Here is a 13,114-nt window from a genome sequence, read left to right on the forward strand (position 1 = left end):
CTTGCTGTTTCTATCCGAAGATAATTTTTACTATTTTACCTTTTCTAAAACGTAATACATGTTTGAATCGTCTATTTCATAAAGGTGGGTAGAAGAGGAAAGCCTATATAATTGAAGGCAACACTGCCATATTAAGTATTATTATGATGGTAGTTATGGTGAAGCCACTGAATTTCTTGTACGTAATGTAAATGGAAGGTTAGTGATTGTTGATTGGTATACCGGTGGAAAAGATAGTTATGATTTCATAGTTCGTGGAGAAAAGGAAACGATTGACAACCCATATATTTGGAAAGACCAAGAATGGGTAAAGAAAATAAATAAAAAAAAGAATGAATTTTCGGGTTCAACTCGCTAGTTCGAGGGATTAAAAATACCCTATAGGATAACCTTTTAAAGTGCTATCCTATAGAGAACATTCTCAGTGTTTAAAGCGCTATTTTAACGAAGTTTCCTTAAAGAAGGTATCATTAATCTTCTAAATCTTCTTCATATTTTAAAATTGCCCCAGTATATGCGTCGATGTTAAATTCATACTCTGTTTTGCCATTACGAATTTCGATTTCGTATGCTACTTGTTGATCATCTTTGTCAAGTTCAACACTTACTAATGTTCCAGAAGCTTTGTCTGTTGCAATTTTTATAGCCTCTTCTTCGGTAATTATTTTCGCAGTTGTTGATTCGGGAACTGTTTCAGTCTGTGATGTGCTTACGATTTCACGTTCTTTAACTTTTACGTCTCCATTTTTTGCGTCAATTTTATATTCCACTTTTTCTCCGTCTTTTACTACTTCAATTTCATAATGAGGTGTGAAGTCGTCCCCGTCGTATTCAAAATCAACAATTTGACCATTTAATTCTTTTAAGGCAATGTCCTTTGCCTGTTGTGCAGAGATTGCTGGATTTGCATTCGCTTTTGCAAATATATCTGTTTGGGCAAGTACTGCACCTCCACCAATAGCTGCGATTAGTATAGCAGGAATAACGAATCGTTTTTTGTTCATTTTATTTCTCTCCTTTGATTGTTTGTAGCTTTAGTTTACTAAGGAAAGATGAAAAGGCGCTGAGAGAAATATTAGAATTTGATGAGAAAATTAATCTTCATATTCAATCAATAAAATTTCGCCCGTGATGGCATGTATTTGAACAGTTATTTCTAAATCTTCTTGATCCATTTCGATAAAGTAATGTCCACCATCCGTGCTTTCCTTAAAGTCCACCGAATCGAGTACACCATTTACTTCACTACGTGCAATATCGATTGCCTGTTGCTCCGTAAGGCGAGCTGTTGGAGGGTTATTATTATTTTTCGTAGATTCTATTTGCTGTTCTGCTTGTACAATATGTACCGCCTGTAGTTTAGATACTTCACCAGTTATTGGATGGATCCGTACCTCATATACAGACTGTTCCTTTTCAAAAGAAGCAATATAGTGACTGTTTTGTTTAATGAGTGAGTGTACTTTCGCTTGATACATTGTTTCAACTTGATTCGTCATTTCTTGTTTTGTCAGTGGTGTAGCGGTCATTAATTCGCGAACAGCAATAAAAATGAATGCTAATATCGCAATAATAAGTAAAATGATTATATTACGCTTTATATTCATTTTTTTGCCCTCCGTTCAATGGAATTTTAATAGAAATAGTCGTACCTTGCCCGACGTCGCTCTTTACGTGTATTGAAGCAAGAAGCTGCTTAGCAATTTCATGGGCAATCGAAAGGCCAATGCCAACACCACCTGTTTTACGATTACGATCTTTATCGACCCGATAAAAACGTTGGAATAAATGCGGAATATCAGCTCTTGGAATGCCTACACCTTGATCAATAATTTGGATTTCTACATTATTTTTAGGGAGACGCTGCACAGTAATAGAAATTTCTTGTTCACTATATTTTCGCGCATTGTCTAAAAAGATAAAGAGTAGCTGCTTAAGCTTAGCTTCATCCGAAACAAGCTCAATTTCAGGACATTCTACATGTACTTCACGGTAATAAGCTTGATGAAAGTTATGTGCAATCGCTTGTAAAAAGGGCTGTAAGGAAATTTTTGTATTTGTCACAATTGTCATTTCGGACGTTTTTGCCAGTGCGAGCATTTGTTCAATCATCGCCTTCATATTTTCCGCTTCCCCAATAATAGCAGTTAACGCTTCCTTTGTGATTTCTTTATTTTCAGTACCTCGACGATTCAGTAGCTTCGCATAGCTTTCAATAACGGTTAACGGGGTTTTTAATTCGTGTGAAGCATTACCGACAAATTGCTGTTGGCGTTCATGCTGCTGTTCAATTTGTGCCATCAATTCATTATATGTGTTCGCCATGTTCGCAAGCTCATCTTTTGAGCGTTTTTTCGCGTTAATTTGTTCAAAGCTTGAATTTCGGATATTGTGTTCCATTGTATCGGTCATTTGCTGAACGGGCTTGACGATATAGCGAATCAATAGTTGACCAGCAAAAAATATCGGTAGTAGGGCAATGAGCGTCATTAATACAAAGATCAGCTTTAGTCGAGATAAATTTTCTGGAATCGTTGGGAGCGGTTGAATCAATATGGTTTCTACTACTTGTTGATCGGGCCAAATCATCGGCGTTGCTAGTGCAATATGGGGGATATCATCAATCGTCTGTATTGAATAATGTTCCTCTTCATGCGGTGCAAATTCGATGTTTTTGGAAGTTGTTTGCAATCGGATTAAGTTTTTTCCTGCCGTATCCTTTACAAAAATTGCCCCATCAGTAGGGATGTACGCACGAAAAACCGTATCAATATCCTGTGTCGTTGCAAGGGAACTAATGGCAGTTGCCAATTCAAAGGAGCGTTCCTGTAGTTGTTCCGCTTCTGTTGTATAGGCAAGCTCCTTATATAAAAAATAGATCCCGGTAAAGCTTCCGATTAAAATAATCGAGGTAAGGAAAGTAGATAGGATATTTACTTTTGTACTAAGCTTCATTCACTGGCTCCTTCAAAACATAGCCAACACCACGCACCGTATGGATGGCTGTTGGTAAATGTAGTGCAGTATCAAGTTTTTGGCGCAAATAGCGAACATATACGTCAACAACATTAGTATCACCATAATAATCAAAGCCCCACACCGCATTTAACAATTGATCACGGGATTGGACTAGCTTAGGATGCTTCATAAAATGCAGCAACAAATCGAATTCCCTCGGCGTTAGTTCGACAAAGGTATTGTTCCGCTTTACTTCACGGGTTTGCTCGTTCAGTTGAATATTAGCGAATTGATACACATTCGTTTGTTCCATAGGTTGCAATTTTTTTGAAAACCGTAATGCCACACGAATACGTGCTAATAGCTCATCAAATTCAAACGGCTTCGTCACATAATCATTTGCCCCATAGTCTAACCCAGTCACTTTATCTTGTATATCGCTTTTTGCAGTCAGCATGATCACTGGAATCGTCTCATTATGCTTGCGAATTCGTTTTAACACATCAAGACCATTGAGCTCAGGAAGCATCATATCCAGTAAAACTAAATCAAATTGTTCATCATGAAATTTCAGTAAGCCTTCTGTACCAGTATGAGCAAGAGTCGTTTCATAGCCTTCATAGCCAAGCTCGAGCTGCAGTACGCGGGCTATTTGTACTTCATCTTCTACGATTAATATATGTGACAAAAAAACACCTTCTTTACTTATGGTTTGCTAATAATATCGCAGTAGAAAGGGAAGCTAAAAAGCAATGATAAGTTATTCAACTGGGGTATATTAAATAATTATTTTTTATTTTAATCAAAAATGGCTTATCTAATGTAGGATAAGCCACTTTTATCAAGAGTGTATTATTTTGATAAGGCGATTTTTATTTGGGCTAAGTGATGTTCCTCATGCCAAGCTAATTTTGCTATTTTAGCTGCAACCTTAATTTTACCGTTAATCTGATGGGTAAAAGCTCGATCTAATTGTTCTTCGGTTAAACTCTGACCTAAAGATACAATACGTGCATTTATTCCTTCTAACATTTTAATCGAACTTTCTACAGGAAGTTTTGTATCTGGTTGGATAGCCCACTTTTCTTCATCAAAAGGGGGAACTGTTGGATTCTCATCTGTTAAAGCGAGCTTTAAACGCTGATACATGTTCAGCTGAGAGTCTGCAATGTGATGGACAAGTTGGCGAACCGTCCAAGCTCCTTCACGATATGTTTTATTTAAACTTTCGTCCGGTATTAAATCGACCGTTTCTCTTAGGCGAATCGTGTAAGTCTCGATTTCTTTTAACCATTCTTGAATATTTTGTAACGTAACATTTTCAGGTACTTGTAATTGTCCAATTGGGTATTTCACATCCATTTTAAAACCCCTTTCCTTATTTTACTTCGTATTATCGTATAATATATCAATCTACTTAATACTTGTAAACTATTGGCATTATTAAATTCAACGTTGTTTCCAGTGTTTATATTAGCTTTGAAAATTTATGCTAGGTTAATTACTATTAATTTTAGTTGAACAAAACGGTAAAAGAAAATTATTATTCCCGAAAGTTTTGAAACTTTCAATTACATAGCTTACGTCTAAGAAATGAAAAAGGAGGTTCGTCATGTTAACGAATGAACAAATGCATGAATTGATGGACACCTACAGTCCGTATTTATTGCAAATAAGCTATATGTACGTGAAGGACTTTTCTGCAGCAGAAGATATCGTACAAGATGTATTTATCCATTATTTTAAAACAGCTGAACAATTTGAAGGGCGATCTAGCATTAAAACGTATTTAACGAGAATGACCATACATAAGTGCACGGATTATTTACGTAGCTGGGCTTCACGAAAACGTACATTAACGAAGCTTTTAGGACAAAAACCTAAAGTATCCTATGAAATTGACACACGTATCGAGCATAGTCCGTTAATGAGGCAGGTGCTAAGCTTGCCGTTTAAATACCGAGAAAGTATTTTACTCTTTTATTATGAAGAAATGACGACGCAAGAAATAGCTCAACTCCTTAGTCTTTCTGAAAATACAGTGAAGACAAGGTTACGTAGGGCAAGGGAGCTATTGAAGGAGCGTACAGCAACACAAAGTTGGGAGGAACTTGCAGATGAATAAATTTCAAAAAGAACGAGATGAAATTTTTGGAACAAAAAAGCTAAGCGAAGAACAAAAACGAGCAGTCATTGATGCAGTACATGCTCCTTTAAAAAGAAAAACCCAATGGCTTACTGCTGTTGTCGTTGCAGGTGTACTCGGTATTAGTTCGTTTTTATTGTTCGTGCCAAATGAGCAGCAAGTAGTAGAGGAGGAGCCCTCACCAATAGAAAATCAATATACAGCCACCACCCTTGAGCAATTAACTGAGCAACAATTAGGAAACATGCCTTTTAAGACATTAAAAATCGTTGAGCCATTTGTTACAAATAATGATGCACTTATTATAAACAAAGTACAATGGGAGGGGGAGGGATTCGACGATTTGCAGTACTACCTTCTATATGCTGAAAAAAACAATGGAAAATGGGAACAGCAAAATCTTTTTCCCGGTTTCGTCAATGATAATCGATGGAATAATGTGACCCTCCATAATGAGGATTACTTTTATGGTATTTTAACAGATAACGAGGTAGAGAATGTAATTGTTGGGAATACCGAAGCATCATTATGGGATGTAGATGGAAACACGCGTGTCTGGTTTGCCAAAGCAAAATCAATAAATACGCCGGTTTATTATGAAAAAAATGAAACAAGGTCCCTTCTAAGCATAGGGTGGACAAATTTGTCGACTACGATTCCGTTTATTGAGGGCAATGCAAATGAACAAACGCTCCGCTATACAGGCGACACGATGTACCGAGGGAATAAGGAGTATACAGAATTTCCGTTACTAATAGACCCGTATTATTATGGACAAAATCCATATAACTCTGGTGATGTTGTTGCAATTGAAACGTTGAATGGTGTGGAAATAACCCGAATAATTGATACAAATCAAAATAAAGTGACCATTGATGAAAGTAAAATTATCATTGGGGAGAATTTTGTTTCCTATGAATTTTATCTTGCAGCGAATTACAACGGAGATACGTCCATATACTTGGATGAACGAATCGAATTCACAAGAACTGAGTCCGATGAAGTATTCGTTCATCCAGATAACTGGGGAAGTAGTGGAACACGTGGACCAATTTCAAAAGAAGCAATTAAGGGGAAAGTAATAGGTTATGATTTACACGGTGTTACGAATACAATGACACAACAGGACCTGAACTTGTTTAGTGAAGTACAAGAAATGGTGCAGAAAATGAAATGGAGGGAATATGCGGTAAATCCGTTAAATACAATTTTAAAGGATGCCTCTGCCCAATCCGTAGCAAAGCTTTATTTTTACGCCCATTATTTAGAGGATTACGAAACGATGTATGCGCTAATTAATCAAAGTCAAAACACACCACCACCTTATAAACAGTGGGTAGAGAATATGAAACTAGTCACTACTAAATCCAGTAAGCAGCGTTTGTTAGTGAACATTTATGAAGCGAATCGTATGACAATGAATACGGCTACGAAGCGTTTAGAGTGGCTAGATGAAAATTCTGGCCAGACGATAAGCTATTTGCCGATGGTGAAGGATGAAGGCATTTGGAAGATCACATATGAGACAGTTAAACGAAATTAATGAAGCAGCCCTTAATTAGGGGCTTCTTTCTTTTTTGTGAATTTATGTAAATTTATACCTTTTCGTATGTTATACTTTACACTAAAGGAGGGAAACAAATGGACTTAAGCAACTTAAAAAAATTCAAAATACGATGGTTTGTTGTATTTGCATTTTTATTGTTCATTGGGATGTTCATCATTTCAATATTTGCGATTTCGGTACAAGGGATCCAGGAATGGATTACTTTGTTCGTTTCAATTGGGTTATTAGCGTATGTTTTATACCAATCAAAAAAGCATCAGTTTGTTTATAGTGAAGCGGAGCTACCACGGGCAATGTCTGCCAAAAGCTGGGGCAAATATTTAACGTTAACTGCGAGTTTGCAGTTAATAGCGGTGATGATTGGTACCTTTTTATTGATGCTCGTTTATCTTCAATTTGAAAACTGGATTCGTGATCTAATGGAATTTATATTAGTTGATGAAGCCGTTGAAACGCCAATCTTCGTTTTTGTACTGTTTTTTATCAATGTATGTATTTTAGCCCCACTCTGGGAGGAACTCTTTTTTAGAGGCATTTTATTAAGAAGGTTTATGCTGAAGTGGAGTCCGCAAAAAAGTATTATTATCTCGTCACTTTTATTTGGCATAATTCATTTGAACCCAATTAATGTTGTATTTGCCTTTTTCCTTGGCTGTGTGTTAGCCTTTGTGTATTTAAAAACAAAATCCATTATCGTACCCATGATTTTACATAGCTTTAGTAACTTTTTAGCCTTTATCCAATACTATTTATCAAATCAAACAACGGCAATTTCCTTACCAACATCAGAGGATGCGCAGTTTGCAATTTTAGTGAGCGGGATTGCGATCGTCGTTTTAGGCAGTGTTATTCTTTTCTTTATTGTGAAGTATTATAAAAGCTTCCGTAGCTTTACTTATCAAAATGAAAACTCCGACATCCTCGTATAGAGGGTGTTGGAGTCTTTTTATTTATTCGTTTTTATTAAAACTTCATTTATTGATCATTTGACCAAATACACCTTGCTGTTCAAGTAATGCTTGGCGTGCACCGTGCTCGATGATTTTACCTTGATTTAGTACAATGACATAGTCAACTTTACGAATGGTGTTTAAGCGGTGCGCAATAATAAAGCTTGTGCGACCTTCCATCAAGTTTTCAAGTGCTGCTTGAATATGCAGTTCTGTCACCGTATCAATGCTACTAGTTGCTTCATCTAACAATAAAATTTTCGGATTTGCAACAAAGGCTCGAGCAATCGATATGAGCTGCTTTTGTCCTTGAGAAATTTGATTGCCATCTGAGGACAAAATGGTGTCATATCCTTCAGGGAGTTTTTCAATAAAGCTGTGGGCATTCGCTTTCTGTGCCGCTTCGATAACTTCCTCATCCGTCGCATCTAAACGACCGTAGCGAATATTTTCCTTTACAGACATATCAAATAAAAACGGATCCTGTAGCACGAAGGCCATTTGTTCACGTAACGAAGCCTTTGAAATGACGTCTATTTGCTTTCCGTCGAATAGTATCTCTCCAGCTGTTTTTTCGTATAGACCGGTTAACAGTTGAAGAATTGTCGTTTTCCCAGCACCTGTTTGACCAATCAATGCAACAGACTGTCCAGCCTTAATGGTAAAGGATACATTAGAAAGAGTAGGCGTTTTTGCATCCTGCTCATATTGAAATGAAACATTTTGAAACGCCACATTGCCTTGAAGCGCCACTTTCTCTCCATCCATTTTATCCTCTTCTTCATCCATAATTAAAAATACGCGCTCTGCACCCGCTAAGGCTGAAAGTACTGTATTAAATTGGTTCGCTAAATCATTAAGTGGTCGTGTAAATTGGCGCGCATATTCTGTAAAAATAACAATGGTCCCAATTGAAATATGTCCATAATACGCAAATAAACCACCGACAAACGCTACAATAGCAAAGCTTAAGCTGTTTAAAGTATTCATAACCTTTGGGATAAAGCCTGAGTATGTTAAGCTCCAAAAGCCGACGTTGCGAATACGGTTATTTTTTTCATCAAATTGGCGAAGCATTTCCTCTTCTTGGGAAAAGGCTTTAACGACATGCTGCCCTGTAATTGACTCTTCAATTAATCCATTCATCTCACCAATTGCGGCTTGTTGCTGTTTAAAAAGAAGACTTGTTCTTTTCGTAATCCAACGCATTCCGTAAAACATGAGAGGAACAATAATTAACGTAATGAGCGTAAGCAAAGGACTTAACCAAAGCATAACAGCGACGGTCCCCGTTAATGTTAAAATACTCGAGACAACTTGAATAAATGCGCTATTTAATGTCGCACTAATTGTTTCAATGTCATTTGTTGCGCGGCTCATTAATTCCCCGTGTTTGCGCTTATCAAAAAAGCGTAACGGTAGCTTAAAGAATTGTCCATAAAGCTTCGTTCGTATACGGTATACGGTTTGCTGCGCAATGCTGACCATCCAGTAGTTTTGGAAATAGCTTGCTAAGCCGTACAGGAAATAAATAAGTGCTAATCCATAAAGCCAAATGTGTAGCTCATTAAATGTACTACCATCAATAAATCGGTCGGTTAAGCGTCCGATAATAAAGGGACCAATTAAGGCGAGAACAGAGCTTGCCACAACTAGCAAAATGACAATTATTAATAGTATTTTTTGTTCAGCTACAAAATCAAGAATACGCTTTAATGTATATTTCCAGTTATCTGCACGCCCACCTTTCTTCTTTTTGCCACTAGCCGTTTTTAGTTGTTCCTTTGTAAGGATTCTCTCATAATCAAAGATTTTCATGATGGAAGCACCTCCTGCTGTGAAGCGACAATTTGTTTATAAAGTGCATTTGCTTTTAACAGCTCCTCATGGGTACCAAAACCATCAATTTGTCCTTCATTGAGCAATAAAATACGGTCGGCAGTTTTTGCTGTATGAATTTTTTGTGTAACGACAAGCATTGTCATTTGTTCTTGATCGAGTGCTTGCCATAAACGTTTTTCTGTATTTACATCAAGTGCCGATGTACTATCATCCAATATAAGAAGAGAGGCAGGTTTTAATAATGCACGAGAAATAGCAAGACGTTGCTTCTGACCACCAGATAAATTGACACCTTTTTGTCCAACAACGGTTTCATAGCCTAATTCAAAATGTTCAATTGCCTCATGAATTTGTGCTTTTGTCGTTGCCTCGATACATTGTTCAAAGGATGCCTCCTTTTGTCCCCACTTTAAATTATCTAAAATCGTTCCAGAGAACAATAAAGACTGTTGTGGTACGTATGCAATCGAGCTTCGTAACTGTTGTAATGGGATCTCCTTTATATTTTGATTATTAATATAGATTTCGCCATCGCTCGTTGCGTAAAACTTTTCAATGAGCTGTAAAATAGTGGACTTTCCTGAGCCAGTAGCCCCCATAATGGCAATTTTTTCTCCAGATTCGATTGAAAAAGATAGGCTGTGTAATGTATTTTCTTTTGCTCCTGGATAAGAGAAAGAGACATTGTCAAAGCGAATCGAAAACTCCGGTAAAACAGGTGCATGATTTTTCTGTATTTCTTCCGTACCGTCATTAATTGTCAAAATCTCCTCAATACGCTCTGCTGAAGCTTTCGCGCGAGCATAAGCTATAATGATGAATGAGAAAATCGAAAAAGCAGCTGTCATTCGAAATGCGTAGTTAATAATTGCTACTAAATCTCCAACAAGAATGCTGCTTGTATCAATAAGCTGTGCACCTACCCATATAACAACAAGTAAACTAATATTCATGGCAAATTGCAAAATTGGCAAGGCGATTTCCATGACACGGGTTGCTTTCATCGTATCAAGCTTTAACTTTTCAGCTACGGATTGGAAACGACCTTCTTCATATTGACCACGCATGTACGCTTTAATTAATCGTACTGCTTGTAAGCCCTCTTGTAATTGCCTATTCACCCCGTCTAAGCGGTTTTGAACTTGGGCAAATAATTTTATGCCGATTGAAATCATCCAAACGAGAAAAATAACAAGGAATGGAAAGCTCACACATAAAATTAATGCCATTTTTGCATTAATGAAAAAGGCCATAACAAGCGAACCAATAGCCATTAATGGGGCCTTCATTGCAATACGAAGCATCATAAAGACAATATTCATCGTTTGCGTAACGTCACTAGTTAATCGGGTAATTAGTCCTGATGTAGGAAAGGTTAAGTACGTCGCCATCGTTAGCGATTGAATTTTTGCATAGAGTGCCTTGCGCAAATCAAAGCCAAAGCTATGCGCGACGTGAGATGAAAAGTAGGAATTAAGTATACCACTTAAAAATGAAAATAAAGTTAAGATGAATAAACATCCACCCCAAAAGGCTACATTATGTAAGTTTTCTTCTAATAAACCTTCATTAATCATTCGTGCCATAAAGAGCGGTTGAATCAAATCGGATAGCAGCTCTAAAAACATAAGAAATAGGGCAAGTAGTGCTGCTATTTTGTAACGCTTAACAAATTGAAAGACTGTTTTCATGCAAGTTCTCCTAGTTTGAATTATCAGATATATGTATTATGCCATTCCTAAATGCTGAACTCAATGTAAATCCTTCGAGAGTCTAAATGTTTTACACTAAAATTAGAAAAAATGAGAAAACGAAACCTTTTTTCCAGTAAACTAGTCTAATGGGGAATACTTGAAGGGAGGGGTTTTGTGACTACGCATGAGGAGGAGCATTTACAGCAAGTGATGCAGCAATACGGCGATGAAATTTTACGCTTATGTTATACATATGTACATAGCTGGCAAACAGCGGAGGATTTAACACAGGAAACATTTTTAAAGTTTTATAGGGCTTCTGGGAAATTTCGTGGGGAGTCCACAGTAAAAACCTATCTTTTTCGAATCGCGATAAATGTTTGTAAAGACTATTTAAGCAGCTGGAAATATCAAAAAATCCAGCTTTCGAATACATTGACAACCTTCTTAAAAAGTAAAGACAACTTGGAGCAAATCATTGTTGAAAAATCGGAGCAACAGCTGCTTGTAGAAAAAATTGAGCAGCTACCATTGAAATATAAGGATGTGCTCATGCTTTATTATTATGCGGAGCTACCGATTGCAGAGGTTGCAGAGACATTGGATTTACCAGTCAACACGGTAAAAACAAGATTAAGAAGGGCGCGGGTGCAATTGAAGCTGAAAATAGAGGAAGGGGAAGACTTCAGTGAATTCGCTTAAAGATCATATTAATGAGGTCCATAAAGAGAAGCATTTTGATTTGGAACGTCAGCTTGAAACAATACAAAAGGCCCGTCAAAAAAAGGCTGGACGGCGAAAATTTCATTGGCAGCCGCTTTTCGCAACGGTTGGGATTGCATTCATTACACTATTGTTTGTGTATTTCCAGGTGGAACAGCAGCCGGCCAATCTTCCTGCTAGTAGCGAGTTAGCACCAGAGCATGCAGAGGTTGCTTTTATGGAGCGGCTTGCGCAATTTCAGCAAATCATTGCAGATGGCACAATTACTGATGAGGAGCGTAGGCAATTTTTAAGCACGAGTGATTGGCTATTGCAGCGGGCATTTGAATCAGGAAATAGTCTTTTTTATAATCGGCCAAAAATGACGGCAGATGAAGTACTACAGGTGAATATGCTGTTATCGTATATGAATGAGTTTGTCGAACAACATGAGCATGTGCGTAAGCTGGCGAATATTGAATTAGAGGGCGAGTCATTTCGGGAAGTATTAGCATTACTCCCAGAATGGAATGCTCATTTTGCAACACTTATTCCAAATACTTACGTACCAACAAATGAGGAAAAACCTCGGACAAATAATGCCTTTCTTAATGGACCACTTAACATTAAGCTTCTATGGACCGTTGGATTTTTACTTTTAGTTTATGCTTTTGTCTTTAATTTACGGTATATGCGAAAAATTTTACTAGGGGTTATTCAAATAAGTTTAATCTTTTTTTTCGGGTCAGCCTTTTTTAAGGAGGATACGAGATTATATGGACACGATGAAACAGCGATAATGCATTCGATTAATCAAAATAATGAAATGAAGAATTCCGAAACGTTGCTTGCTGCTGCAACATTTCACAATGTGCGCTATGTGTTAACTCGTTTTTCGGATAATAGTCGGATTGGAATTTCAATATTTTCAAGGGGAGATAAAACATATGAATTGTATGGCGGACACTATCTGCATAGTAGTGCAAACATTGTAATTATACCTAATTCTTTGGAATATTTAGAGCAGGGCAATATTGTTGGAATTGCTGACAATAGTAAAATTACAAAAGTGGTCTTAACCGACAATTATACGAACGAGCAGTATGAGATAGAAATCGACCCAGTAAAAGCGAATATATATCGGCTCATTATTCCGGAACAATTAAAAAGCTATTACATCGATGTCTATGATGTAGAGGGGGAGAGAGTTCCATGGTAGTAAAAAAGACGAAACGCTCTTTTTAGCAGCGTTTCG

12 protein-coding genes are annotated in these 13,114 nt (G+C 37.2%); 5 read left to right on the forward strand and 7 right to left on the reverse strand.

Annotation, left to right across the window (positions count from 1 at the left end; translation table 11 throughout):
- Positions 1-470: 470 nt before the first annotated feature.
- The 5 genes from MKZ17_RS08200 to MKZ17_RS08220 form a co-directional block, all read right to left on the reverse strand.
- Positions 471-1,004 (reverse strand): PepSY domain-containing protein, encoded by a 534-nt coding sequence (locus MKZ17_RS08200; RefSeq protein WP_340723256.1) that lies wholly within the window; start codon positions 1,002-1,004, stop codon positions 471-473.
- 90 nt (positions 1,005-1,094) lie between these two features.
- Complete coding sequence (locus MKZ17_RS08205; protein ID WP_340723258.1) at positions 1,095-1,607, reverse strand: PepSY domain-containing protein; 513 nt, start codon at positions 1,605-1,607, stop codon at positions 1,095-1,097.
- On the reverse strand, positions 1,591-2,955 hold the full coding sequence (locus tag MKZ17_RS08210; protein ID WP_340723259.1) for a sensor histidine kinase: 1,365 nt from the start codon (positions 2,953-2,955) through the stop codon (positions 1,591-1,593). The genes MKZ17_RS08205 and MKZ17_RS08210 overlap by 17 nt, the downstream gene beginning before the upstream one ends.
- Positions 2,945-3,646, reverse strand: coding sequence for a response regulator transcription factor (locus tag MKZ17_RS08215; RefSeq protein ID WP_340723260.1), 702 nt, complete (start codon positions 3,644-3,646; stop codon positions 2,945-2,947). The genes MKZ17_RS08210 and MKZ17_RS08215 overlap by 11 nt, the downstream gene beginning before the upstream one ends.
- A gap of 164 nt (positions 3,647-3,810) precedes the next feature.
- Positions 3,811-4,320, reverse strand: coding sequence for a YfiT family bacillithiol transferase (locus MKZ17_RS08220; RefSeq protein WP_340723261.1), 510 nt, complete (start codon positions 4,318-4,320; stop codon positions 3,811-3,813).
- Between the two features lie 250 nt (positions 4,321-4,570).
- On the opposite strand from MKZ17_RS08220, the gene MKZ17_RS08225 reads away from it, so the two are divergent.
- The 3 genes from MKZ17_RS08225 (at position 4,571) to MKZ17_RS08235 (ending at position 7,600) form a co-directional block, all read left to right on the forward strand.
- Positions 4,571-5,083 carry a sigma-70 family RNA polymerase sigma factor gene (locus tag MKZ17_RS08225; protein WP_340723262.1) on the forward strand — a complete coding sequence of 171 codons (513 nt, stop codon included), beginning with the start codon at positions 4,571-4,573 and terminating at the stop codon, positions 5,081-5,083.
- A complete protein-coding gene (locus MKZ17_RS08230; RefSeq protein ID WP_340723263.1) occupies positions 5,076-6,647 on the forward strand; it encodes a hypothetical protein in 1,572 nt (523 codons plus the stop codon). The genes MKZ17_RS08225 and MKZ17_RS08230 overlap by 8 nt, the downstream gene beginning before the upstream one ends.
- Before the next feature lie 98 nt (positions 6,648-6,745).
- Positions 6,746-7,600 carry a CPBP family intramembrane glutamic endopeptidase gene (locus MKZ17_RS08235; RefSeq protein ID WP_340723264.1) on the forward strand — a complete coding sequence of 285 codons (855 nt, stop codon included), beginning with the start codon at positions 6,746-6,748 and terminating at the stop codon, positions 7,598-7,600.
- A gap of 42 nt (positions 7,601-7,642) precedes the next feature.
- Here MKZ17_RS08235 and MKZ17_RS08240 read toward each other — a convergent pair whose 3' ends face one another.
- Together MKZ17_RS08240 and MKZ17_RS08245 are read right to left on the reverse strand one after the other, a co-directional pair.
- Entirely contained in the window at positions 7,643-9,439 is a 1,797-nt protein-coding gene (locus MKZ17_RS08240; protein ID WP_340723265.1) for an ABC transporter ATP-binding protein, read from the reverse strand.
- Positions 9,436-11,154, reverse strand: a complete 1,719-nt coding sequence (locus tag MKZ17_RS08245) for an ABC transporter ATP-binding protein (protein ID WP_340723266.1) — start codon at positions 11,152-11,154, stop codon at positions 9,436-9,438. Before MKZ17_RS08245 ends, MKZ17_RS08240 begins: the two co-directional genes overlap by 4 nt.
- 177 nt (positions 11,155-11,331) lie before the next feature.
- Here MKZ17_RS08245 and MKZ17_RS08250 point away from each other — a divergent pair, with 177 nt between their 5' ends.
- Both MKZ17_RS08250 and MKZ17_RS08255 read left to right on the forward strand, forming a co-directional pair.
- Positions 11,332-11,859, forward strand: a complete 528-nt coding sequence (locus tag MKZ17_RS08250) for a sigma-70 family RNA polymerase sigma factor (RefSeq protein WP_340723267.1) — start codon at positions 11,332-11,334, stop codon at positions 11,857-11,859.
- Positions 11,846-13,078 (forward strand): hypothetical protein, encoded by a 1,233-nt coding sequence (locus MKZ17_RS08255; RefSeq protein ID WP_340723268.1) that lies wholly within the window; start codon positions 11,846-11,848, stop codon positions 13,076-13,078. The genes MKZ17_RS08250 and MKZ17_RS08255 overlap by 14 nt, the downstream gene beginning before the upstream one ends.
- Positions 13,079-13,114 lie beyond the last annotated feature (36 nt).

Origin of the sequence: Solibacillus sp. FSL R7-0682 (assembly GCF_038005985.1) — a bacterium.
GTDB lineage: Bacteria > Bacillota > Bacilli > Bacillales_A > Planococcaceae > Solibacillus.